The sequence below is a fragment of the Enterococcus sp. B2E4 genome, from assembly GCF_030499455.1.
Classification (GTDB): Bacteria; Bacillota; Bacilli; order Lactobacillales; family Enterococcaceae; genus Enterococcus_D; species Enterococcus_D casseliflavus.
Genome location: NZ_JAUKPK010000001.1, coordinates 306,000 through 329,127, shown reverse-complemented (window position 1 = coordinate 329,127; position 23,128 = coordinate 306,000). Strand labels below are relative to the sequence as shown.

The 23,128-nt window shown below is 43.3% G+C and carries 21 protein-coding genes; 14 read left to right on the top strand and 7 right to left on the bottom strand.

Going from position 1 to position 23,128, the window contains the following annotated elements; all coding sequences use genetic code 11:
- Positions 1-27: 27 nt before the first annotated feature.
- The 5 genes from Q1X33_RS01600 to Q1X33_RS01580 all read right to left on the bottom strand — a co-directional run bounded on the left by Q1X33_RS01600 (position 28) and on the right by Q1X33_RS01580 (position 5,576).
- On the bottom strand, positions 28-1,782 hold the full coding sequence (locus tag Q1X33_RS01600) for an ABC transporter ATP-binding protein (protein WP_010747846.1): 1,755 nt from the start codon (positions 1,780-1,782) through the stop codon (positions 28-30).
- Positions 1,779-3,509 carry an ABC transporter ATP-binding protein gene (locus Q1X33_RS01595; protein WP_142967151.1) on the bottom strand — a complete coding sequence of 577 codons (1,731 nt, stop codon included), beginning with the start codon at positions 3,507-3,509 and terminating at the stop codon, positions 1,779-1,781. The genes Q1X33_RS01600 and Q1X33_RS01595 overlap by 4 nt, the downstream gene beginning before the upstream one ends.
- Positions 3,510-3,524: 15 nt before the next feature.
- On the bottom strand, positions 3,525-4,064 hold the full coding sequence (locus tag Q1X33_RS01590) for a GNAT family N-acetyltransferase (protein WP_142967152.1): 540 nt from the start codon (positions 4,062-4,064) through the stop codon (positions 3,525-3,527).
- 149 nt (positions 4,065-4,213) lie between these two features.
- Entirely contained in the window at positions 4,214-4,573 is a 360-nt protein-coding gene (locus Q1X33_RS01585; RefSeq protein ID WP_142967153.1) for a hypothetical protein, read from the bottom strand.
- A 70-nt stretch (positions 4,574-4,643) separates the two neighbouring features.
- Complete coding sequence (locus Q1X33_RS01580) at positions 4,644-5,576, bottom strand: YafY family protein (protein ID WP_142967154.1); 933 nt, start codon at positions 5,574-5,576, stop codon at positions 4,644-4,646.
- A gap of 77 nt (positions 5,577-5,653) precedes the next feature.
- Between Q1X33_RS01580 and Q1X33_RS01575 the strand changes: the two genes are divergently transcribed.
- The 8 genes from Q1X33_RS01575 (at position 5,654) to Q1X33_RS01540 (ending at position 13,919) form a co-directional block, all read left to right on the top strand.
- On the top strand, positions 5,654-6,118 hold the full coding sequence (locus tag Q1X33_RS01575) for a glyoxalase/bleomycin resistance/extradiol dioxygenase family protein (protein WP_142967155.1): 465 nt from the start codon (positions 5,654-5,656) through the stop codon (positions 6,116-6,118).
- A gap of 193 nt (positions 6,119-6,311) precedes the next feature.
- Positions 6,312-7,466 (top strand): LCP family protein, encoded by a 1,155-nt coding sequence (locus tag Q1X33_RS01570; RefSeq protein WP_142423677.1) that lies wholly within the window; start codon positions 6,312-6,314, stop codon positions 7,464-7,466.
- A 175-nt stretch (positions 7,467-7,641) separates the two neighbouring features.
- A complete protein-coding gene (locus Q1X33_RS01565) occupies positions 7,642-8,556 on the top strand; it encodes a cation diffusion facilitator family transporter (protein ID WP_142967156.1) in 915 nt (304 codons plus the stop codon).
- Positions 8,557-9,321: 765 nt separating this feature from the next.
- The gene (locus Q1X33_RS01560; protein WP_194186023.1) at positions 9,322-11,988 is read left to right on the top strand and encodes an HAD-IC family P-type ATPase; all 2,667 of its coding nucleotides are present in this window, start codon (positions 9,322-9,324) and stop codon (positions 11,986-11,988) included.
- A gap of 209 nt (positions 11,989-12,197) precedes the next feature.
- Positions 12,198-12,605, top strand: a complete 408-nt coding sequence (locus tag Q1X33_RS01555; protein ID WP_034868440.1) for a MarR family winged helix-turn-helix transcriptional regulator — start codon at positions 12,198-12,200, stop codon at positions 12,603-12,605.
- 14 nt (positions 12,606-12,619) lie between these two features.
- Entirely contained in the window at positions 12,620-13,255 is a 636-nt protein-coding gene (locus Q1X33_RS01550) for a nitroreductase family protein (RefSeq protein ID WP_008378805.1), read from the top strand.
- Between the two features lie 14 nt (positions 13,256-13,269).
- Positions 13,270-13,557, top strand: coding sequence for a putative quinol monooxygenase (locus Q1X33_RS01545; protein ID WP_005225610.1), 288 nt, complete (start codon positions 13,270-13,272; stop codon positions 13,555-13,557).
- Positions 13,558-13,559: 2 nt separating this feature from the next.
- Positions 13,560-13,919, top strand: coding sequence for a DUF1304 domain-containing protein (locus Q1X33_RS01540; RefSeq protein WP_016613516.1), 360 nt, complete (start codon positions 13,560-13,562; stop codon positions 13,917-13,919).
- A gap of 132 nt (positions 13,920-14,051) precedes the next feature.
- Here Q1X33_RS01540 and Q1X33_RS01535 read toward each other — a convergent pair whose 3' ends face one another.
- Positions 14,052-14,654, bottom strand: coding sequence for an ECF transporter S component (locus Q1X33_RS01535; protein ID WP_005225613.1), 603 nt, complete (start codon positions 14,652-14,654; stop codon positions 14,052-14,054).
- A gap of 109 nt (positions 14,655-14,763) precedes the next feature.
- On the opposite strand from Q1X33_RS01535, the gene Q1X33_RS01530 reads away from it, so the two are divergent.
- From Q1X33_RS01530 to Q1X33_RS01520, 3 genes are all read left to right on the top strand, one after another.
- Positions 14,764-15,384, top strand: a complete 621-nt coding sequence (locus Q1X33_RS01530) for a TetR/AcrR family transcriptional regulator (protein WP_005225615.1) — start codon at positions 14,764-14,766, stop codon at positions 15,382-15,384.
- 368 nt (positions 15,385-15,752) lie between these two features.
- On the top strand, positions 15,753-17,162 hold the full coding sequence (locus Q1X33_RS01525) for an NlpC/P60 family protein (RefSeq protein ID WP_194186022.1): 1,410 nt from the start codon (positions 15,753-15,755) through the stop codon (positions 17,160-17,162).
- Between the two features lie 33 nt (positions 17,163-17,195).
- Complete coding sequence (locus Q1X33_RS01520) at positions 17,196-19,073, top strand: glucosaminidase domain-containing protein (RefSeq protein ID WP_301969477.1); 1,878 nt, start codon at positions 17,196-17,198, stop codon at positions 19,071-19,073.
- A 62-nt stretch (positions 19,074-19,135) separates the two neighbouring features.
- On the opposite strand, the gene Q1X33_RS01515 is transcribed toward Q1X33_RS01520, so the two are convergent.
- Positions 19,136-19,759, bottom strand: coding sequence for a hypothetical protein (locus Q1X33_RS01515; protein ID WP_301969476.1), 624 nt, complete (start codon positions 19,757-19,759; stop codon positions 19,136-19,138).
- Positions 19,760-20,246: 487 nt separating this feature from the next.
- Between Q1X33_RS01515 and Q1X33_RS01510 the strand changes: the two genes are divergently transcribed.
- The 3 genes from Q1X33_RS01510 to Q1X33_RS01500 all read left to right on the top strand — a co-directional run bounded on the left by Q1X33_RS01510 (position 20,247) and on the right by Q1X33_RS01500 (position 22,934).
- Complete coding sequence (locus tag Q1X33_RS01510; protein ID WP_194186020.1) at positions 20,247-20,624, top strand: hypothetical protein; 378 nt, start codon at positions 20,247-20,249, stop codon at positions 20,622-20,624.
- Between the two features lie 137 nt (positions 20,625-20,761).
- Positions 20,762-21,529, top strand: coding sequence for a putative ABC transporter permease (locus tag Q1X33_RS01505; protein ID WP_034868446.1), 768 nt, complete (start codon positions 20,762-20,764; stop codon positions 21,527-21,529).
- 205 nt (positions 21,530-21,734) lie between these two features.
- On the top strand, positions 21,735-22,934 hold the full coding sequence (locus Q1X33_RS01500; protein WP_194186019.1) for a 3D domain-containing protein: 1,200 nt from the start codon (positions 21,735-21,737) through the stop codon (positions 22,932-22,934).
- Positions 22,935-23,128: the final 194 nt, after the last annotated feature.

Here is a 23,128-nt window from a genome sequence, read left to right as displayed (position 1 = left end):
GCTGATGGGGGTTTGTGGTATGGCTGATCAATGTTGGAATTGTGCATGGTACAGGCGATAGTAATAGCCTTGTTCTGCTAGTAGTTCTTCATGGGTTCCTTGCTCCACGATTTGACCGGCATCCATCACCAGGATCTTGTCTGCTGCTCGAATCGTTGATAAGCGATGGGCGATCACAAAGCTGGTTTTGCCTTCCATCATTTTCAAGAAAGCATCTTGGATTTTTTTCTCAGTCAGAGTATCAACCGAACTGGTTGCCTCATCCAAAATCAGCATTGGTGGGTTGCTGATCATCGTGCGGGCGATCGTCAAGAGCTGCCGTTGCCCGTCAGAGATCTTGATCCCTTGATGACCGATCGGTGTATCTAGTGTTTCTGGTAGGCGCATCACATACTCATACATATAGGCATGCTTTAAGGCATCGTAGATTTCTTCATCTGTGGCAGTGTCATTGCCGTATTGCAAGTTTTCTCGTAAAGAGGCATCAAAGAGCCACGTATCCTGCAAGACCATTCCGAAGCTTTGCCGTAATTCTTCTCGTTTCAACTGACGAATATCGGTGCCATCGATCTTGATTGCCCCTTTATCGACATCATAGAAACGCATCAATAAATTGACCAACGTCGATTTACCAGCACCAGTTTTTCCAACGATCGCGACGGTTTCTCCAGGTTTTGCGGTAAAAGTGAAATCTTCAATCAATTTTTGACCAGGATCATAAGCAAAAGAAACCTCCTCAAAGGCAATCTCGCCTTTGATCTCACCCAGTGATTGAGATTCTTGGTCATCGGCTGTTTCGGGCTCTTGATCCAATAGCTCAAAGGTTCTTGAAAGTCCAGCCAACGCCGTTTGGATCTGGGTGGTAATTCCCGACAATTCAATGAATGGTTTCGAAAACTGACTGGAGTAGATCGTAAAGCTGGAGATCACCCCAACCGTGACGGCACCTGAACCAGAAAAGTAAAGCAGACCGCCGACAAAGCCGACTGACAGATACGCCAAGTGATCGACGAATCGTGAAAGGGGATTGGTCAAAGAAGAAGAAAACTGTGCTTTTTGCCCCCGGACATTCAATTCTTGGTTGATCGTTTCAAAACGGTTTTGGTTGATGGTTTCTCGATCAAAGGCTTTGACGATTTTTTGATTGCCGATCATTTCCGTAACAAAGCCAGAAATTTCGCCGACGATTTCTTGTTGGCGAGCAAAATGCGATTGAGACGTTCGTGCCACGATCCAGTTGACCAAAAAGATGATCGGGGTCGAAACCAATACGACCAACGTTAAGGGCACACTCATTTGCAGCATGACGACTAAGGCTATCAAGACGACCGAAATACCAGAGAACAGCTGGTTAAAGACTGCAGCGACGGCAATGGAAATATTGTCCATATCGTTGGTAAAACGACTGACGATGTTGCCGTGGGAGTTTTGGTCATAATAGCGTAACGGCAATGTATTGAGATGGGCAAAGCCTTTTTTGCGCAAATCGGCGACGGATAAATACGCCACGCGGTTGCCTAGTCGTTGGATCAACCATTGACTGACCACAGTCACTAAAACCACTCCGGCAAACAAAAGCAAAATGCGATAGAGGGCGCTGAACTGCACTTGATCGGCACCTATCAGCTGATCGACGGCTTGACCGATCTGATACGTCATATAAACCGAGGAGACGCCAGCAGCGATCCCGAGGACAACTGCTGCCCAAGTTTCCTTCGCGTAGGCAGTCAAATAAGGGAGGTAGCGACGAAAGGCCGACCAATCGAATGATTTCTTTTTCATGCTTCTTCCTCCTCTGCCTGTGATGCGACGATTTCTTGGTATTCTTTTGAAGATGCCAACAGCTCTTCATGGGTCCCTTTGCCTACCAAATTCCCTTGGTCTAAGACTAAGATCTGCTGCGCGTCTTGAATGGAGCGAACCCGTTGAGAGATAATGATGACCGTGCCACGAATGCTTTCTTTTAAAGCCATCCGCAAATCAAGATCGGTTTGATAGTCAAGGGCGCTCAGAGAATCATCCAAAATCAAGATATCTGGTTTAGCAATCAACGCTCTGGCGATCGTTAACCGTTGTTTTTGTCCCCCAGAAAAGTTCTTGCCACCTTCAAAAATCGGGGTATCCAGTTGCTGTGGCAAGGCTTCAACGAAGTCACGGCTTTGAGCGATCTCTAAAGCGCGCCAGCAATCTTCATCGGTGGCCTCTTTTTTGCCCCATTGCAAGTTTTCCCGAATCGTCCCCGTAAACAGCACGGCGGTTTGAGGCACCATAGCGATTTTTTGGCGTAATTGCTGTAAAGGCCATTTCCGCACATCGTGACCGTCAACGATCACTTTGCCATCTGCTACATCGTAGAAGCGGGGAATCAATTGGGTCAAGGCAGATTTCCCACTACCGGTTGGTCCAGTGATACCTAAAATAGACCCTGGCGCGACTTGGAAATCAATGTTTTTCAAAGCTAATCCGTATTCTTTTGAAAAGCGGAAATCAACATGTTCAAAGCGAATCGCTCCGACGTTGTTTTTCGGCTGATCCATAAAGACTTCTGAAAGTTCATCGCCGATCGATGGCTCAGTGGTTAACACTTCGTTGATCCGTGAACCTGATGCTGCCGCACGGGTAAAGATGATCACTAAGTTGGAAACCACGATCAATGCTAAGAGCATTTGATTCATGTAATTGACCAGTGCCAGCACTTGTCCTTGCTGCAAATTGCCAATATTGACCTTGAATCCACCGATATAAAACAACGCGATAATGCCGACGTTCATGATCAAGGTGGTGGCAGGCGTCAATAAAGCAGAGAGATTTGTGACCCGTAAATAGACATCACTTAAATCATCAGTTGCTTTATCAAAACGTTTCGTTTCCGTTTTTGTGCGGGCAAAAGCACGAATCACCCGAATCCCGCTTAAATTTTGACTCACTAGTTCGTTTAATTCGTCGAGATGAATTTGAACTTTCTTATATAATGGCACGGTTTTGGCGATGATCCAGAATAAGACGATACAAAAGAGCGGTAAGACGAGTAGGAAAATCAAGCCAGCTTGCCAATCAATGACAAAGGCCATAATCACCGAACCGATACTTAAGAAGGGCGCACGGACCACCAGCCGAATCAGCATTGCCAAAGCAATCTGCATCTGGTTGATATCGTTGGTCATTCGGGTGATCAAGGTATCCGTCCCGAATAAGTTCAGTTCGCTATGGGAGAGGGTGTTGATTTTTTTCATCAAGCGATTGCGTAATTCCGTTCCGAAGCCTTGAGAAGCGACGGAAGCATAATACTGACAGATGACGGCACAGATCATGCCTACCACGGACATCACGATCATCCAGATCGTCATTTCAACGACTTTCGACCAATTGTTTTGCCGCAGCCCCTCATCGACTAAAGCGGCCATCTGCAAAGGCAGGACCAATTCAAACACCGCTTCTAAAAATTTGAAAAACGGACCAAGAATAATCTGTTTGCGATAATCCTTGGCATAGCGTAACAAGCTAATCATAAAAAACCTCCTAAATTATTTCGGATGAGCAGGATGTTCACTGGCTAAACAGGCATAAACCAAACTATCGGTCCATTCCCCCTTGTTCCACCAGTCTTGGATAAAATGTGCTTCTTGGCGTAATCCAATGCGTTGGCAAAGCTTAGCTGAGGCCTGATTGCGGGCGTCTAGCGTCGCTTGGACCCGATGGATCTTCTGACTGGCAAACAACCAGTCCAACAATTCTTTCAATGCTTCTTGAGCAAACCCTTGTCCGCCAAATGACGGATGGAAGGCATAGCCGATTTCAACGGAAGACGGCTGACCAGTAAACCACACCGACAAATCGCCGATGACCGTTTGATCGTGTAGTACCGCCAAAGAAAGGCCTGCTTGGTCCGTCAAGGCGTGCTGTTGGCATTTTTTGGCAAAAGCCGCAGCTGCCGTTTCTGTCTGCCAAGGCTCATGAAGTAAGAATCGGCAGACTTCCGCTTGCCGATAAATAGCAAAGGTATCGGCAAAATCACTTTCTTGAAACGGACGGAGCAGTAAACGTTCGCTTTCAATAAAATCCATAACAGCCTCCAATTCTTTAGGGACATCTTACCATAGAACGAAATAGCCGAAAACATCCCCTGAAAAATCTGTTCATTTTCTTGCAAAAAAAATGTAAATCACTGGAAAAGTCTTTTTCTAGGAAACGAACCTTGCCAGTTGCTGCTCATTTACCACGACTGCCAGCGGGCAAGAAAGGTTTTTTGCCAATCTCTCAAGGGCAAGATCACTCGCTGCATTTGAAAACGGTAGGTTTCCCCTTTATAAGTAAAGCGAATCGGGACGAGCATTCCTACAATAGGATCTTTGTGCTGTTTTTTCAGCTCAGCAAGCGGCACGCTTTTGTGCTGCACGACTTTTGTCGAGAAAAGATTCAACGCCAAAATCGTCAAATGCTGATCATCCAAGACGAGCAGGCTACGGCTGGTGATGGCGTTGAAGGACTGCCATTTTGCATAGCCGATGGCAGCCCCTTCTGTCCTATAGGGGGCTGCTAACGCTTGGAAAGTTTTTTTATTTAAAAGAAACATAGATAGAAAACTCCTTATCAGTTAGAATCAGTTTCGGCGCAAGCAATCAATAATCAATACAGGAAAGCGGTCAGTCAGGTGCAAATGGCTGCAGCATTTGCCGAACTTTTTCAGTATACGCTTGTTTGAGGACTAACGGGTGGATTTCTTTAATAGTTGGACCAAATTGTAAGAGAAAATCAGCCAGAAAACCCAGCTCATTGTCGGCAATGTGCCCCTCTAAGCAAAGCTCACTAGGACGTTCCACCACTGCCATGTCAGGATATTTTTCTTGCCACAAGCGTTCCTTTGCCGATAGATCAAAGCGGATGTGATAGCCCAGTGTTTGTGTCAACACTTGTTGCTGCAGCTGTTTTTCAGCTAACTGCTGCAAGGTATAGCCTGTTTTTTCAGTCGGAGCAAGTCCCTGCATTGCATCACAGCGATAGCGGCGAAAAGCCTGCTTTTGACAATCATAGGCCAAACAGTACCAGTAGCCAGCACGAAAATCCAGCTGATAGGGTTGGACGGTCTTGTTCGTTTTTTGATAACGCTGATAGGTAAATTGGATGACTTGTTCTTGTACGATCGCTGAAAAAAGCGTTGAGAGGATCGGCGCACTCGTCAATTGAGGCACCCCTTGAAACGAAACCGCCGTCTCCATTTTTTCTAACCACTCGGTGTCTCCTTGATAAAAAGACTGCAACAATTTTCGCCGTAGCCCTTGATAGCTCCGATCAAAAGGAGAATCGGTTAATTTTTGTAAGAGCTGCAAAGCAAAGAAAAGGGTATACCGTTCATTTTTATCAAAGTACAAGGGGGTCAGTTGATTTTTCAAAATCTGATAGCCGCCATAACGACCGGTTTCTACCACGAGAGGCAAGCCCAGCTCTTCCAATGATTGGACATCACGGACGGCTGTACGTTTGGAGATTGCGAAGGTTTCCATCAAATCGGCTAGTTGAAAAGTGGTTTTTCCTTGTAAATACAATAGTTCCTGCGTTAAGCGTTCTGATTTTTTCATTTCTTTCTCCAATGGTGCCAAGTTTTGGCAATATTCACAGTTACACTTATGGTAACAAGAAAAGGAGGAACCAACAAATGATCGAACCAAAAATCGCTATGTTTTTAACCTTAGACGGCAAAGCCCAAGAAGCCATTCAATTTTATCAAGAAACACTAGACGCAACCCTCTTATTTGCCATCACCAACCAGGAGTATCGTGAGAGACTTGATCCAACGCTGGAGATTCTTGCGGGACAAGAACAGTATCTTTCTCACTCCATCCTACAGATCGGAGATTTTCAGTTACAGCTGGCAGACAATCCATTAGTTGAAGGAGAGACGATTCAGCGAGGCAATCACTTGTCGCTGAGTTTGACGCTAGCGGAGAGCCAAATAGCTCAGAAGCTTTATCAACGATTGAGGCAAAAAGGCAGTCAGACGATCCAAGCACCAAGTGAGAATGCTTTTGCGTTTTTTTATGCAAGTGTTCGCGATCCCTTTGGTGTAATTATTCAGCTTACTGCCGAAAAAGAAGTTGATCCATCCAAAAAGGGTGAATGAAAAAACTCGTTTTTTAATAAAATATCCATAGAAGTTGACTAATTATCCAAGTTTCTTTCGTTACTAGAATTATTTTTAAGGAATGTTTAAAGGACTTCACAGAAAAAGAATAAAACTTCTTAAAAAAATAGGCGGATCGTAAAAATTCTGGTACAATCGGGGAGAGCAATTCAGGAGAAATGAAGGAGGCACTATGGATAGAAAGACGAGATATAAACAGCAAAGAGCCCACAAAGCGCGAAACAAACGCGTGATTATTGGAGGAATCTTTCTTTTCGCCATTGCTGGCATCGTTTTATTTGCCGGCTATACGTATTATGCAGCAAAAAATTCAGTGGATAAAATGTTTAAAGAATCCGCTGTGATAACCTCTAACAAAGGAAAAGAGGATGGATCACTCAAAACATCCGATGTAAGTTCTAAGTTCGGTGTTTTATTGATGGGTGTCGATAATGATGAGGAACGTGAACAAACAGATCATTTAGACAGCGCACGTACTGATAGTTTGATCTACATGGTTTATGATGGCGAAAATAAAAAAATCGATATGGTCAGCATCCCGCGGGATATTTGGACGAATATCTATGATGGAACTGGAACGGGTACGATCTATACCACAGCAAAAATCAATAGTGCTTATACAGTCGGAGAAGAAGATGCCACGATCGAAACCGTTCAAAATTATTTGCAATTACCAATCGATTACTATGTAAATGTGAATTTCATAAGCTTTAAAAAAATTATTGATGCAATTGGTGGTGTAACTGTAAATGTCCCTTACGACATAAATCAAGATTATGCCGCAGATAACTCTGGGGAAACATTGATTCCGGAAGGTCGTCAGTTGTTGAACGGTGAGCAAGCCTTGATCTTTGCCCGCATCCGTAAAATGGATACCGATGTGGATCGAGGAAATCGTCAGCAAGAAGTCATTGAAGCAGCGATCCACCAGGCTTTGAAAATCAATAATGTCACCAAGTATCAAGAAATCTTAGACTCAGTCAGCGAAGACGTAAATACAAACTTTAAATTTGAAGATTTAGTTTCCCTTGCTGGAAATATGATTTCAGGGTTTGAAATCAATAGTCATACCTTTGAATGGTATGATGGGGAGTCTTACGATGGTCAGTCCATTGTGTACATCCAAGACTACTCTTACAATGAAATCCGAAACGACATGCTTAAGGCATTAGGCAAGCAGACAGAAGAACAGAGTACCCAAAATCAAAACACAGGTGCTCAGACAGGATACGACGACGGGTCTCAAGGAACAGGTTATGGCAACGAGTACGGTACTGACAACGGAACGGGCTATGGCACGGAGTATGGATCAGATTCAAATTATTAATGAAGTATAATTGTCAGAAGCAAGCCAGGAGAAATCCTGGTTTTTTTGCGTTCAAGAGGGGAGCAAATGGTAAATCTTTGTCGCAAGCCACTTTCGTTTTCATCTAGGAAGTGCAGTGCTATGCTTAAGAAAAGAGACAGCTTGTTACAGCGAGTCCGACACCGAAGGAGGAACCATGATGGAAAAACAGCAAGAGCAAAAAGCCCGTAGAATCGTTTTGCTGACCCATGTCTTAGGGTTGATCATGAAAGCCATCGGCTACTTCTTTAGCGGCAGTGCAGTCTTGATGAATGAAAGTATCCATAGTCTGATCGATTGCATCAATCAAGGACTTCTAGCCATCGGTGAAAACCGAGCACAGCGAGGACGCAGCGAACTGCATCAGTTTGGTGAAGGACGAGCGACCTATTTTTTTAGTACTGTAGTTGCCATGACAGTTTTTTTAGGTGGTGGAATTTTAGCGGTTGTTGAAGCCAGCCGTGATCTGCTAGACCCCACCCACGAAGTGGAACAGCTCCAGCTGGTGGCAGCGATCTTATTTGTCAGTTTGTTTATTGAAGTGACGGCTGTACAAGAGGGATGGCAAGAAGTCAAAGAACAAAACAAGCAAAAACAGCCCCTCGTCCGTTTCTTAAAAGAAAGCCGCGATTCCGACCTGCTTTTAGGTTTCACGGAAAATTTGTTTGCCTTAGGTAGTGTGACGATCGCCATCGCAGGAATCTTATTGACCGCATTGACGGACAATCCAGTATTTGATTCCCTCGGCGGCATTTTAGGTGGATTGTTGCTGATTGCTGCTGCTGTCTTTTTAGCCAAAGAATTTTATAGCCTCTTGATTGGTGAGGGCGCCTCTGCTTCTGATTTAATGGCGATCAAACAAATTTTAGCCGACCCTGCCATCATTCAAATCAAAGATTTGCGAACCCTCCATCTAAGCCCAGAAGAACTTTTGATCGTCGCCGACCTTACCTTGAAGCTAGGACCCGAAGAACCAAGCGTATTTATCGATACCATCGAACAGCAGATCAAACAGGCTTTGCCTGATCTGCGAGTCTATTGCTATATCGAGAGTGAGGAAGTTCCCTCATAAAGTAGAATAAATACGAAGCATTCTTCGGTTGGTGATTTATCATTCAAACGAGGAATGCTTTTTGGGGTATTGGCGTGCTTGTTTTATATGAACACAATGGATCAATGGCTTGTTTTGCTTCAACCTTTTCTGGCGATCAGGAAGGAGAATGTCAGCGAGATGTCGAAACTTAATTGTTTTTTTAGCAATAAACACTTTTTTTGTTCAAAAGTTTGTTGTTTTTTGTTAAAATAAAGTAAGGACAGCAAGCGTTCTCTTTTTAAAGTTATTTTTTTGCTAGAGTTGTAACATTGTAAATCACAACATAGCAGAAGTTTAGTTTATTAAGAAAACACCGAAACGAGTACCGTTTTGGCATTGCTGACATGCTGCCCAATCGTCATCAAAAGCGGTGGTGCTAATTTTGTTACGACTGTTTTTTTACACCACTTGTGAAGCAAAATCCTTTGCGAACATCTTCATCCATGATAGGTTAGAAGTAGGCCGGATGGTTTTTTCACAAAGTACGTACATAGAAAGATCACTTGCGACGATTAAAAGAAGCGACTTCATTGCTCGCAAAATGATCGATGCTCAACACACATACCTTTTCCCTCAGCCAGTCAACCTGCGCTTGCTTTTCTTATTGGTTATATTCCCTTCACTCAGCAATTGCCTGAACCGATTCAAATCAAAAAATGACTGTGCAAGGTATCTGTACCGATTTATCCCTTCAGAAACGTGGAAACCCTCGGCAAGAAGTTTATAATTTAAAGGAGGAATTTGATGGAAAAATTTTACCAGCAAAAGACTGAAGAGACCTTGAAACATTTTGAAAGTGACCGCAAGCAAGGCCTAAGCGGGAAAGAAGCCGACAAACGCTTAGAAAAATACGGAGAAAACACGATCCAGCAACAAGAATCCCTTTCTGTATGGGAATTGCTGTGGCATAACTTGAACAACTTGATTGCTTATTTATTGCTAGCAGCTGCGTTACTCTCTTTTGCGATGGGGGAAACGATTGAAGGAATTGCAGTATTGATTGCCGTGGTGATTGCTGTAATGACAGGTTTTATCACAGAGTTACGAGCACAAAAATCAATTGATTCTCTTCAAAGCATGATTTACACTACCGCAAAAGTGATTCGTGATGGAGAAGTAATGGAGATCGAGTCGGCAAAAATCGTTCCAGGCGATATTCTCGTTCTGGAAGAAGGGGATGCCATTGCGGCAGATGCCCGCTTACTTGAAACGAGCAACTTTGCCTGCATCGAATCAGCGCTGACCGGTGAGTCAGAAGCTGTTGAAAAAGATGCACGAGAAACCTATGAAGAAGATGTTCCACTAGGCGATCGCCGCAATGTCGTTTTCGCAGGAACTGCGGCAACTCGGGGAAATGCCTATGCGGTAGTGACAGAAACCGGTATGAAGACCGAGGTCGGAAAAATCAGTGACATGCTGACGGGTGACAAAAAGCGTCAAACGCCGTTAGATATCGAATTGGACAAGCTAGGAAAAGCAATCATTATTGCCGCGCTTTTTGCTGCGGTGGCAGTTTTGATCGCTGGGGTCTTGACGAATCAACCTTTTGTCGAAATGATCCATATCTCGATTATTTTGGCGGTCGCAGCGATACCTGAGGCAATGCCAGCCGTTTCGACGATCACATTGTCCCGAGGCATGCGGACGATGGCCGAGCACAAAGCACTGGTCAAATCGTTATCAGCTGTTGAGACCCTGGGCGCCACCAGTATTATTGCCAGTGACAAAACGGGGACGCTGACAGAAAACCAAATGACGGTTGCTGAGATCATTTTAGGTTCAGGAGAAATGTTCAAAGTGACAGGAAATGGGTATGAACCCAACGGAAAATTTTACAAGGCAGACTCGGAGGATGAAACCGAGATCGATGCAGCCAATCATGAGGCGCTGCAAGGGATGATCGAAAACGGTGCTTTATGTACCACCGCCACTTTACGTGAAAACGAAGGGCAATACGAGATCCTCGGTGATCCAACAGATGGGGCGTTTGTCGTTTTAGGTCAAAAAATCGGCATCGATCGCCAAAAAGAGCAGGACAGCGGGCTGAAGAAAATCGCAGAAATGCCCTTTGATTCCGACAACAAATACATGGTGACCGTGTATGAAGGAAAGCAACGGACATTGATCATCAAAGGGGCACCAGATGTCTTGATTGATTTAGCCGATGCGGATGCCAAAGAAAAAGAACAGCTTCATGAATACAATGACACGTTAGCCAGTCATGGGCAGCGAGTGATCGCTGTCGGTTGCATCAAGGATTATCAAGGTGGAACGGACGAAGCAGAGCTGAAAGCAGCACTGCAGGAAATCAAGATCCAAGGCTTTGCGGGCATCGTCGACCCGCCGCGAACAGATGTCAAAGAAGCAGTGAAGGTCGCACAAGAAGCGGGGATTCGAGTGAAAATGATCACCGGGGACCATCCGAAGACGGCATCCATGATCGCCAAAGAAATTGGCTTAAAAGACCATGAAAAAACCATGACGGGTCGTGAGATCGATGAATTGGCAGGGCAAGAAGGCTTTAACGAAAAAATCGAAGAAGTCGCTGTCTTTGCTCGAGTTTCACCAAAAAATAAATTACAGCTTGTGGAAGCGTTGCGTGAAGAAGGCGATATCGTTTCAATGACTGGCGATGGGGTCAACGATGCGCCAGCACTCAACGGCGCCGATATCGGGATCGCCATGGGGATTCGTGGGACAGAAGTAGCCAAAGAATCTTCCGATATGATTTTGACGGATGACCGTTTTGGAACGATCGTCGATGCCATCAAAGAAGGACGCATCATTTTTGACAACATCAAAAAATATGTTTCCTTCCTGTTCTCTTGTAATATGGTTGAGATCGTGACGATCTTTCTAAGTGTCATCTTCTTGATGCCTATGCCAATCCAACCGCTGCATATCCTTTTCTTGAATCTAGTCATCGATATTGCTCCAGCCATGGCGTTAGCCTTTGAACCAGCTGAAGACGACATTATGAAGCGCCAGCCACGGTCGAAAGCTGATGGCCTCGTTAACAAGCGCTTCTTAGGACGCATTATTTTAAGTGGGGTCGTGATTGGTTTGGTGGCGTTTGGCTTCTTCAACTTCCTGATGCTGACGGATCACGAGTTGCTTTATGCACAAACAGCAACCTTTACCTTTATGGCAGTGGCGCAATTGATGCATATTTTCAACGTTCGTAAGAGCAGCGGTTTTGGTTTAGACAAAACCCTCTTGAAAAACAAACCATTGATGGGGGCATTGCTCCTTTCCGTCGGCTTACAGCTTTCAGCGGTCTATGTACCGTTTATGAATGAGCTATTGGATACGATGCCGATTCAAGCTGGTACGTGGGGCATTATCTTCGCTGCTGCAGCGATCTCTACACTGATCGTGATGGGCTTGAAGAAACTCTTCCAATTAAAATAAAATAAATTCTCCAGTATTTTCTCAATACCGGAGTAACGAAGACCCGCAGCCTAATGGCGCAACTTCGCCAAAGGATTCTTGATTCGATCCTTGATGAAGTTCGCCTAGCTGCGGGTCTTTTTTGCTTACTCTTTACAAGCAAAAGAAAATGATTTATACTTGACTAGTCAACAGTTGATAAGTCAACGATGAAAGGAGCGGTTTATGCAATGAATTTACGTGAGCTAAGCGGATTGCTGTATCGGATGAAAATCGTGAATCAAGAATTAACGGCGATCTTTGAAAAAGAGACTGGCTTTAGTCTGACCCGTTATCAGTTGCTGCAGTTTTTGAATGAGCAAGGACGCTGTACCCAAAATCAAGTACAGAATGAATTGAAGATCGATAGTGCAGCGGTCACTCGGCATTTGAAGATTCTCGAAGAAAAACAATTTGTGACACGGGAACGAAACAAAGACAATAACCGCGAGATTTTTGTTTCTTTGACACCGAAAGCACAAGCCGATTTGGCTAGTTGTGCTTCAAAGCATGCCAGCTCTGAGGAGTCGTTAGGCATCAATTTGACCGAAGAAGAAGAAGAACAGCTTCTAACATTACTTATGAAATTAGTTCCATGAAAGAAGGCAAACCCATGACAGAATACAGCAATAACAATTTTTCAGAGATCACCTTTGGCCGAAAATCGGTTCGTGTCTATGATGAAACCTACAAAATCCCCCATGAAGAAATGTTGACCATGATCCAAGAGTCAACGACAGCACCTTCCTCAGTCAATATGCAGCCTTGGCGCTTTGTCGTTGTGGAAAGCGATGAGCAAAAAGCAAAATTGAAACCGTTGATTCGTTTCAACGTCCGACAAAATGATACCTCTTCTGCAATGGTCTTGATTTTTGGCGATATGCTTTGTCATGAACTAGGAGAAGAAATTTATAACAAAGCAGTAGCAGAAGGCAAAATGCCAGCGGAAGTACGTGACCAACAATTAGCAGCGATCATTCCTCATTACGAAAATCTTACAAAAGAACAAATGAATGATGTGGTGAAGATCGACGCTAGTTTAGCAGCGATGCAATTTATGTTAGTTGCGCGGGCGCATGGCTATGAAACCAACCCAATCGGCGGCTTTGAAGCAGATCAATTAGCCGAAGCTTTTGGCTTAGACAAAGAACGTTATGTTCCTGTCATGATCCTTTCAGTCGGAAAAGCCAAAGAATTAGGCTATGAATCCGTTCGGTTAGACGCAGAACAAATTACGACATTTCTATAAGAGGAGGGAAAACGATGGAAATCATCAATGCAACGTTTTACATCAAAGAAGAAAAGCGGGCAGATTTTTTAGCCGCTGTTACGCCATTATTAGCATCGGCGAGAGCTGAGGAAGGCTGCCACGGCTATCATCTCTATGAATCATTGGAAGAGAACAATCGGTTTGTCATGGTCGAAAAATGGGCGAACCAAGAAGCGATCAGCGCGCACAATCAAAACCCGCTGCTGCAACAATTATTCCAACAAATGCCTGACTTTGCAGCCAAACCGAGCGAGATCGTTGTCGCTCATCAAGGAGAATAAGGATGACGATTTTATCGACGATTTTGATTGTACTGGTTGCCTTAGAGTTTTTCTATATTCTCTATTTAGAAACATTTGCCACTACGTCCAAAGCAACAGCGCGGGTCTTCAACGTGACGAAAGCAGAACTTGAACGACCGATCGTCGTGACCTTGTTCAAAAACCAAGGGGTTTACAATGGGCTGATCGGTTTGGGGTTACTGTATAGTATTACCTTTGCTTCAGCGCCATTGGAAATCAGTCGCTTGCTGTTGATCTACATTATCTTAGTAGCTGCATATGGCAGTGTGACTAGCGACAAGAAAATTATTTTGACCCAAGGCGGTCTAGCGATCCTTGCCTTGCTGTCCACCTTTTTTTAACCAATAAAAGAAGAAGTCCCCCGATCGAAGAAAGCTTTTCTATACAATAGAAGCTTTCTTCGATCGGGGGCTTTTAATGTTTGGGCAAAGAGTACTCAGAACGTGAAAAAAATGATAGGATAAGAGAAGGGACTAACGATTTTCGGGACGTAAGCTAGTTGCTGCAAATAAGGCTTTTACTAGAATGGGTGTTAAGATCGCAGCTGTGATCACCTCAGAGATTCCATTCGTTACTGCAATTCCACCGAGGGTCACGAATAAAGCCGAAGCATCGACACCATAGGTAGTGGCAACTAAGCCAGTATACAAGGTTCCCATTAGGGTTAAGACCAAAACTGTATTGGTGATGGTCCCAAAGATTGCTGCAACAATCGAAGCAGCGACGACTTTTTTGGTCTTTTTGTAAATGATCGTAAACAAGAGACCAGCCACTAAGCCAACCAACACACGGGGGACCACCGAGATGATTGGGTTGGTGAAAACGGCAATGTCCAAAGGCGTTGTCGGGGAAGTAAACGCACGGATCATGGTAAAAATCCCCCAGACTAAGCCAATGAACATCCCGTCTTTTGTCCCTAAAACGATGGCAGCGACGATTACCGTGATATGGATGATCGTCAAACTAGTGATACCGATCGGAATAAATCCAAGAAAAGGCACCATCGTCTGTAAAATAATAATAGCAGTCAAAATGGCACGAATGACAAGGCGATAGGTTTTGCTTTTTGTATTCATTGTAAAAACTCCTTTTTTTATAATGACACTCGTGTCATTTTTAAGTTAGGTTGATTATACAACAAAATGACACGAGTGTCATTAATAATGTGATGAAAGGAGCCAAAAAATGGCGAAGAAGCAGCAGAGCGAATTGACTACAGCGGAAAAGAAAAAACAACAAAAGCGTGATTTGATTCTTGAAAGTGCCAAAGTTGTCTTTAGTAAGAAAGGCTTGATCGATGCGACAATGAAGGACATTATCGAAGAGTGCGGCATTAGTCGTGGTGGCATTTATTTATACTTTCGTTCGGTGGATGAGATTTTTTTGGCAGTGTTAGAGCAGCGCTCCAAACGAAAATTTGATGATGTACGAGAGATGATCATGGAGCAAGTGCCCTTTGAAACGATTTTAAACAAATATTTTTCCGACCATCGCAAGCGTCTACTCCACAGCATTTCTGACGGTATGCTGCGAGCCGTCTACGAGTATTACTATACGCATAAAACCGAAGCCTCCAGTTCACTGCAGCAAGCTCAACTCGCTGAGACGAAACGGACGATCCATGAGATTTTTCAAGTGGGCGTTCAGCAAGGTGTATTAAAAGATGAAAACTTGGCAGTGATTGCAGAAAACTATATGTTCGTGATTGAAGGATTAGGGATTTTGGCTCTGACCGGTCACATCACAGAACAGACCATTGATGACCAAATCGCCGTAATGAGACAACTACTCCCTTATCGTGAATAACACAGACAAAAAAAACTCGCTCTTTTCTAGAAAACACTAGGAAGGAGCTTTTTTCGTCTGTTTATAACTTTGTGAATCAAGCATATTTTGCAGAAAATTAATGTAATAAAAGTGAAATCTACAACATTATTTATTTTTTCTTAAGAAAAAGGACTTTTTCTATGAAGTTTTCTTGAACAGTTGATACATAGGGATTCACTCGGCGTGTCGGTGGGATAGGAGTGGGGAACATGTAATAAAAAAACAGAGCTTATTTATGTAACTAAAATGTAAATCGCTTACGGATTGGGTTTGTTGCTGAACTATGGTAAAATGAAAATGGTCAAATAAATGAAAAAAAAGTTTTAAAATTGAATTTGGAGGATCAGATGAAGAAGAAAATCTTTGCAACAGTGTGTATGTGCGGCATTGTATTGTCATCATTCGGCGGACCTGTGACCGTTTTTGCTACGAATCACGATCAATTGATCGAACAAAAAAATAACGAAATTGATCAGTTGAGACAGCAACGTCAAAGCGTACAAGGGGAAATTGACGGATTGTCTGCAGAAATTGATTCGTTAAATCAAGAAGCAGCAATCATTTTAGCGCAGCAAAGTGATTTGTTGCAAGCGATCGAAGGATTGGATCAGGAAATCAGTCAGTTAGAAGAGCGCATTGCCAAACGCTCAGAAAACATTGAAAAGCAAGCCAGAGAAACACAAGTTAATGGAAAAGGCGACCATTTTCTAACAGCGGTACTAGAGGCGGACTCTGTCAGTGATCTAGTCGGTCGTTTGCATGCGATGACGACGATCATTCGAGCGAATAATGAAGTGATCGAACAGCAAAAAGCCGACCAACAAGCTGTTGAACAAAAGCGTGCGGAATCACAAGAAAAAGTGGCAGAATTGCAAGCAGCACAGAGCCATCTGGAAGCACAAAAAGGTGTTTTGGAAGCAAGCCAAGCAGAATTAAATGTCTTAGTTAGTAATTTAGCCTACGAAGAAGCAACGAAAGAAGAAGAAAAAGAACAGCTGCGTGCGGAAAAAGAAGCCTATGAAGCGGAGCAAGCGAGAATTCGTGAAGAAGCTGCCCGAGTAGCTGCTTTACAAGCCCAAGCGGAACAAGCGGCGCAACAGCAGGCAGAACAAGCTGCAGCGGAAGAGCCAGAAGCACCAGCAGAAACGCAACCAGAGGAAACGCAAGAATCTGAACCGGTTGAAACACCAGAGGTTCCAGAGGAAACACCAGTAGATACACCAGAAATTCATGAGCCAGAAACACCAGTGACACCTGCAGCACCGGAGACGCCAGCGGACAGTGCACCTGCAGTTCCTGCACCAACGCCAGCACCGACGCCAGTTACACCAACACCGGCGCCAACGCCTGCTCCGTCACCTGCACCGATCGTGACGCCGCCAGCACCTTCTGCACCAGCATCAACAAATGGGGCTGCAATCGTGGCAGAAGCTTATAAGCATATCGGAAAACCCTATGTTTGGGGTGCCAAAGGACCGGACAGCTTTGACTGTTCTGGTTTTACTCGCTATGTCTTTTTACAAGTAACAGGGAGAGATATTGGTGGATGGACGGTACCACAAGAAACAGCAGGTACAGTGATTTCCGTTAGCCAAGCACAACCAGGAGATCTATTATTCTGGGGTTCATCAGGCAGCACCTATCATGTAGCCATTGCTTTAGGTGGCGGACAATACATTCATGCACCACGCCCAGGACAAAATGTTTCTGTTGGCAGTACCGCTCATTTTACACCTAGCTTTGCAGTAAGAATGTAAGAAATAGCTAGCTGTAGTTTTAAGGAGAGACAAATGGAAGAAAGAAAACAGCTTCGTTATCGTGCGAAGAAACAAAAAAGAGGGCTTCTTTACCGTAAAAGTGCGGCGGCAACCGCTGCACTTGTTAGTACGGTGAATATTTTGCCGATGAATGTCTTAGCAGATACACTTGAGTCAGCAGAAACCCAAAATGGTGTTCAAGTAGTTGAAACAGCAGAGTCAACCCAAGACACATCGACGCAAGATTCCGTGAGCATTGTAGAAGATCAAGAAGTCAACGAGGGATCACCAGCAACGCAAGATAGTACCGAACCATCAGAAGCTGAAAGTTCGGATGTAGTAGAAAGTCAAGACGTACCCGAAAATGAACCAGCAGATGATGCTTCTGAACAGAATGAAGCAGAAATCGATCGTGACATTCCTGTTCTGTCAGAAGAAGAGCGGATCGCCATTGAAACGAAGGTCATGCCCAACTACAACAATTCAATGGCACGTTCTAATAATCAGCAAGCATTTATTCAGCAAGTAGGACCAATGGCACAAGAAGTTGCGGGGGCAAATGACCTCTACGCTTCAGTCATGATTGCGCAAGCGATCTTAGAATCAGGTTGGGGGCAATCCACGCTGACTACTCTTGCCAATAATATGTTTGGTATCAAGGGATCTTACAATGGACAGTTTGTAGAGATGCAAACCATGGAAGATGACGGGAATGGCAATCTCTATCCGATTATTGCGAAGTTTCGTAAATACCCCTCATTAAAAGAATCTTTTCAAGACAATGCGCACGTTTTGAGAACCACCTCATTCTCGCCGGGTGTTTTCTTCTACCATGGGGCATGGAAGTCTAATACGAATTCTTATCGTGACGCGACACAATGGCTGCAAGGACGTTATGCCACCGACACGGCTTATGCAAGTAAGCTAAACAACTTGATTGAAACGTACAATTTGACCCAGTACGATACATCAAGTGGTGGCGGTTCAAACGATAACAACAATAACAACAATAACAATTCTGAACAGGCGATCAATAAGCAATTCAGAACAAATGCAGCACTCAATATCCGTTCAGATGCTTCCACCAGCGCCTCGATCGTGGGTTCATTGGCTGCCAACGCAACATTTGAAGCAGTAGCGCAAAAAAGCGGCACCAGTGTGAACGGTAATACGACGTGGTATCGAATTCAAGGACGTGGCTGGGTAAGTGCCGCTCACGTGACGGAGATCTCATCGAATACGGGTGGGAATGATAACAACAATAATAATGATAATAACAACGATAATAATAACAATAACAACAGTGCCGAACAAAGCATCAACAAAGAGTTTCGCACCACCACCGCCTTGAACATCCGTTCCGACGCATCGACTAGCGCTTCTGTTGTCGGCTCCTTGGCAAGCAATGCAACATTTCGAGCAGTCGCTCAAAAGACGGGAACGAGTGTCAACGGCAACAATGTGTGGTATCGAATCCAAGGACGCGGCTGGGTGAGCGCTGCGTACGTGACAGAAGTGACCGCTGGAAGTAATAGCTCTGAACAAAGCATCAATAAAGAGTTTCGCACCACCGCAACATTGAATATTCGCTCTGATGCGTCTACCAGTGCTAGAATTGTTGGTTCTTTGTTAAATAACTCCTCTTTTCGCGCAGTTGCGCAAAAGACCGGAACCAGCGTCAATGGTAACAATGTCTGGTATCGAATTGAAGGGCGTGGCTGGGTAAGTGCAGCGTATGTTCAAGAAACGAACGCTTCCTCATCAAACAGCACCACCTATACCGTGCGTTCGGGAGACACTCTATGGGGGATTTCGCAACGCTATGGTGTGACTGTCAATCAGTTGATGCAGTGGAATAATCTTTCTGGCTCATTGATTCTTGTAGGGCAACGACTTGTAGTCCGTAGATAAAAAGAAAAAACATCTGCAACCATTTTTGTGGCTATTTGCCAAAATGGTTACAGATGTTTTGTTTATTCTTCTTTGAAGCTGTTCATGATCGCTGTTAGTTCCTCTTTTGAAGAGTTGTATAAGCTTTCTAACGTCCAACCATACAACTGAACGTAATTATTTTCGGTTTCAAGTACATAATAAATATAGTGGATATTTAGCCCTTCAACTGTCGCAGGGAAATCAACGAAATAGGCCTTCGTGTCAGGAATTGGTAAAAAGGTGGCAGTCGTATTGAAGCTCGTTGCCAAATTTTCTTGAACCAATCCGAGATAAGTTTCTAAATCGGCAAAATCTTGTTTCGATTCAACGACTGCAGCTAAGTATTTTGTTTCTAACGCATCGGACAACATGAAATCATTGTCAGGATTTAATGAAGTGAAATCAGGTACCTCTTGCCAATTGCTAGGTAAATCGATGGTATAGTTTGTTCCGCTCACGCCTGTGATAGTTTGTTCCGAACTCGGTAAAGCCGCTTCGCTGGAAGAGACCGTCGATTCTTGGGCGACTTCTGTTGACGAAGTCATAGATAAGCTTGTAGCGCTTGCATTTTCCGTACTTTCTGAAGCTGGTTTCTCCTCTTTTGGCGTGCAGCCAGCAAAAAGAAGTGTGAACCCCAATAAACTAAAAACAACACTTTTTCTCATTATTCTCACGTTCCCCTTTGTTTTTTATTTTCAAATAACCAACATTATTTAGTTAATCGTATAATAGGAAAGGAAATAACGCAATAAAATATTCTCAGTTATTGCATGAATCGAAAAAAATAAAGGAATGTTAAATAGTAAATTTAAAAAAATGAAGCGGAAATAACTGACTATTACCGCTTATTTTCACTTTTTTCTTAGATTGATGCAAAAGTTGATTATAAATACGGGGCGACTTTTGCTATGCTTTAGAAAAGAAAGGAAGCATTAAAAGAATAGTGAAGTTAAAAATTGTGTCGGTTATATCTATAAAATAATAGTGTGTTTTTTATGTATCTATTTGTTTTGAATAATTGTCAGAATTTTGTTGCGAAATACTATGGCTTCTTTCGATACAAAAAAGGCGACATCAGCAACAGTCGGATAGAGAAAGATAGCTCAAAGCGGCGAGGAAATAGAAGAAACATAGGATCAACGTTTAAAAATAATGGAACTAGGGGGAAGGAAATTGTTTTATCAATCAGTGAATGAGTATCTAGTAAAAATGAGAGAAGGATTATCTGCTGAAACCATTAAATGTGAAATGCCATCAGTCTATGCGTACTGGTTAGCACAGGAAGCAGAATTGAAAAAAATATTGAAAAACAAAGACATGGCTTTTTGGATGGACATCCAACGAGTTCTCTTGATCGATGCAAAATTAGTATTACTTCGCAGTTACATCAATGACTACGATTTTCACGGATTTTCCGAAGATGAGATCATTGCCAATGTGGAACAAGATCATTTTACCTTTAACAAAGAACTGTGTGGCTATAGTTTGAAAGAACAGGTGCACCCATCAATTATTTTTGGTGATCAATAAGCAACAAAAAAGACCGTTCAAACGAGGAATAAGCTCCTACACTGATTCAAAATAAGACCGATTGATTTGTGGTATGATTGTGATGACAAGTACGATTGCACAGATCATTGCAACAGTTTGAAAAGGAGCGGATAGGTATGGTTCAATTTGAACGGATCATTTTATTGTTTTTCTTGTACTCATTTATCGGATGGCTTTGGGAAACCATTTATTGCTCACTAAAAGCCAAGCACTTTGTGTATCGGGGCTTCCTTATTGGTCCGATCACACCCATCTACGGCTTTGGGATTCTTGGCGTTGTCTATTTTTTACGGCCATTGCATGAGCAAGTGATTCCACTGTTCTTTGCGGCAGCGTTGTTGGTTACCGTGCTTGAATATGTGACAAGTTATTTACTTGAGCGTTTTTTTCATGCCTCGTGGTGGGATTATAAAGAAGTCCCATTGAATATCAATGGACGGGTGGCATTGCCGATTTCTCTTTTTTGGGGCGTGTGCTGTGTGCTGATTGTTCGATTTGTTCATCCGCAAATGCTGGAGATTGTTCAAACATTGAGTGCTCGAGTAGGATTCTTATTGCCCGTTTTCTTATTAATGGTTCTCTCATTTGATATGGGCTATACCCTAGCTAACTTGGTTGCCTTTCAGAAAGCGGTGCAACAGGTCAATCAAGCCTTTGAACAGCACAAAAAAGAATTGGCTGAAAATATTGAGCAATATAAAAACGATTGGCAAGGGCGCTTCGCAGCGTTTCCAGAAGAATGGCGCGTTTTAAAACAAAATCTACCGAGATTGAATTTCCATCAAAGAAGACTCTTAAAAAACTTTCAAAAGTTAGAAATCAATCAGATAAAAAGCAGTCAGGAATTGTCTCGATTTATTGAAGCCATTCGTAGGAAAAAATAGGTTTGTTACGGTTAGATTACAAATAATAAACCCTTATCAATGCTGATTCTTCCCACTTCTGACTAATTTCAGTCGGAAAAGACGATGAAAACACCCACTTTTACGATAATTTGTAATAAATTGTAAAGGTCCTGCAATAAAATTCTTCTTAAGAATTTGTATAATAGGATATGTTGGAAACCATAGTGAGAAGTGAGGGAATTTTTTGAAGGCAAAGAAACTACGAACAATCGTTGTCGCTGTCTTTGCGGCAGGAATCGTTTCTCCAATCTTTGCGCAGGCTGAGTCACTTGAATCATTGCAAGAGCAAGAAAGTGCCGTCATGCAGCAAAGTCAGGAAATCAGTACGGAAGTACAGATTGCATTGACTGATGTGAATGCGAAATACAGTGAGGTAGAAGAGCTAAAAGCTCAAATCGCTGAAAATGAAGAATCATTAGCAACAACCAAAGCAGAAATCAAAACTGCACAAGAAACAATTGAAAAGCGTGAAGCTGTCGTTGCGGAACGTATGAAAGACATCCAAGTCAATGGCGGGGCTACCAGAGACTGGACGGTACTATTAGAATCATCCAACATCCAAGATTTTATCAATCGTGCCTATGCGATGACGATGTTACAAAACTTGGAAAAAGAAAAGATCGATTCATTGACAGCAGAAAAAGAAAAGCTGGAAGCTTTAGAAGAAAAAGCACAGTCAACACAGCAATCATTGAAAGAAAATCAAACCGCATTAGAATCAGAAGCCAAAACATTGGATTCAAAAATTGCGAATCTACAAGCCCAATTGAAAGAAAACGAAGCAACCTTGGCACAAATCGCTTCCAGCAAAGAAGCTGAAACAGCTCGCTTAGCTGCTGAAAAAGCAGCAGAAGAACGGGCAGCCAAAGAAGCAGCGGAACAAGCAGCGAAAGAAAAAGCTGAAAAAGAAGCAGCTCAAGCTGCCGAACGTTCAAGCGCTTCTGAATCCCAAGCGTCTGCTTCATCGAGCAGCAATACGACTGAAAGCAGCAGCTCATCATCAAGCAGCTCTTCAAGCAACAACAATAGCCCGAACAGCAGCTCAAGCAATACAACTAACAACAGTAATAACAATAGCAACAACAGCAATACAAGTAGTGGTCGAACATTGATGATGGAATCAACTGCTTACTCGTATAAAGAAGCTGGCTCTAGTTTCTTTACAGCAAGTGGGACAGACTTACGTAAAAATCCAATGGCAGTTGCCGTTGATCCAAGCGTGATTCCGTTAGGCACCTTAGTCAATGTTGAAGGCTATGGCGTAGCACTAGCGCTTGATACGGGTGGTGCAATCAAAGGAAACATCATTGATGTTCACTTTGATAACGTCGCACAATGTAGACAATGGGGACGTCGTCAAGTAAAAGTAACGATTCTTGATTAATCAATTAACTAGCAAGAAGCAGCTCACTGAATGAAGTGGCTGCTTCTTTTTTTGCTTTTAATGGAGGAAGGCATAAGAAGAGAGCGTATCGCTGCGTCAGTTCTGACACGAACGATACCGCTCTGGATTTATTGTTAAACTGCTCACAAGCTCTTACGATCGTTCTCAGGAGCATTTTTTGAACAGCTTGGTCA

Excerpts from the sequence above, each read along its gene's own strand:
- Q1X33_RS01525 (WP_194186022.1), top strand. The coding sequence starts at position 15,753 with ATGAAGAAGAAAATCTTTGCAACAGTGTGTATGTGCGGCATTGTATTG.
- Q1X33_RS01510 (WP_194186020.1), top strand. The coding sequence starts at position 20,247 with ATGGAACTAGGGGGAAGGAAATTGTTTTATCAATCAGTGAATGAGTAT.
- Q1X33_RS01565 (WP_142967156.1), top strand. The coding sequence starts at position 7,642 with ATGATGGAAAAACAGCAAGAGCAAAAAGCCCGTAGAATCGTTTTGCTG.
- Q1X33_RS01520 (WP_301969477.1), top strand. The coding sequence starts at position 17,196 with ATGGAAGAAAGAAAACAGCTTCGTTATCGTGCGAAGAAACAAAAAAGA.
- Q1X33_RS01505 (WP_034868446.1), top strand. The coding sequence starts at position 20,762 with ATGGTTCAATTTGAACGGATCATTTTATTGTTTTTCTTGTACTCATTT.
- Q1X33_RS01600 (WP_010747846.1), bottom strand. The coding sequence starts at position 1,782 with ATGAAAAAGAAATCATTCGATTGGTCGGCCTTTCGTCGCTACCTCCCT.
- Q1X33_RS01550 (WP_008378805.1), top strand. The coding sequence starts at position 12,620 with ATGACAGAATACAGCAATAACAATTTTTCAGAGATCACCTTTGGCCGA.
- Q1X33_RS01515 (WP_301969476.1), bottom strand. The coding sequence starts at position 19,759 with ATGAGAAAAAGTGTTGTTTTTAGTTTATTGGGGTTCACACTTCTTTTT.
- Q1X33_RS01595 (WP_142967151.1), bottom strand. The coding sequence starts at position 3,509 with ATGATTAGCTTGTTACGCTATGCCAAGGATTATCGCAAACAGATTATT.
- Q1X33_RS01560 (WP_194186023.1), top strand. The coding sequence starts at position 9,322 with ATGGAAAAATTTTACCAGCAAAAGACTGAAGAGACCTTGAAACATTTT.
- Q1X33_RS01590 (WP_142967152.1), bottom strand. The coding sequence starts at position 4,064 with ATGGATTTTATTGAAAGCGAACGTTTACTGCTCCGTCCGTTTCAAGAA.
- Q1X33_RS01570 (WP_142423677.1), top strand. The coding sequence starts at position 6,312 with ATGGATAGAAAGACGAGATATAAACAGCAAAGAGCCCACAAAGCGCGA.
- Q1X33_RS01545 (WP_005225610.1), top strand. The coding sequence starts at position 13,270 with ATGGAAATCATCAATGCAACGTTTTACATCAAAGAAGAAAAGCGGGCA.
- Q1X33_RS01535 (WP_005225613.1), bottom strand. The coding sequence starts at position 14,654 with ATGAATACAAAAAGCAAAACCTATCGCCTTGTCATTCGTGCCATTTTG.
- Q1X33_RS01580 (WP_142967154.1), bottom strand. The coding sequence starts at position 5,576 with ATGAAAAAATCAGAACGCTTAACGCAGGAACTATTGTATTTACAAGGA.
- Q1X33_RS01540 (WP_016613516.1), top strand. The coding sequence starts at position 13,560 with ATGACGATTTTATCGACGATTTTGATTGTACTGGTTGCCTTAGAGTTT.
- Q1X33_RS01530 (WP_005225615.1), top strand. The coding sequence starts at position 14,764 with ATGGCGAAGAAGCAGCAGAGCGAATTGACTACAGCGGAAAAGAAAAAA.
- Q1X33_RS01585 (WP_142967153.1), bottom strand. The coding sequence starts at position 4,573 with ATGTTTCTTTTAAATAAAAAAACTTTCCAAGCGTTAGCAGCCCCCTAT.
- Q1X33_RS01575 (WP_142967155.1), top strand. The coding sequence starts at position 5,654 with ATGATCGAACCAAAAATCGCTATGTTTTTAACCTTAGACGGCAAAGCC.
- Q1X33_RS01555 (WP_034868440.1), top strand. The coding sequence starts at position 12,198 with ATGAATTTACGTGAGCTAAGCGGATTGCTGTATCGGATGAAAATCGTG.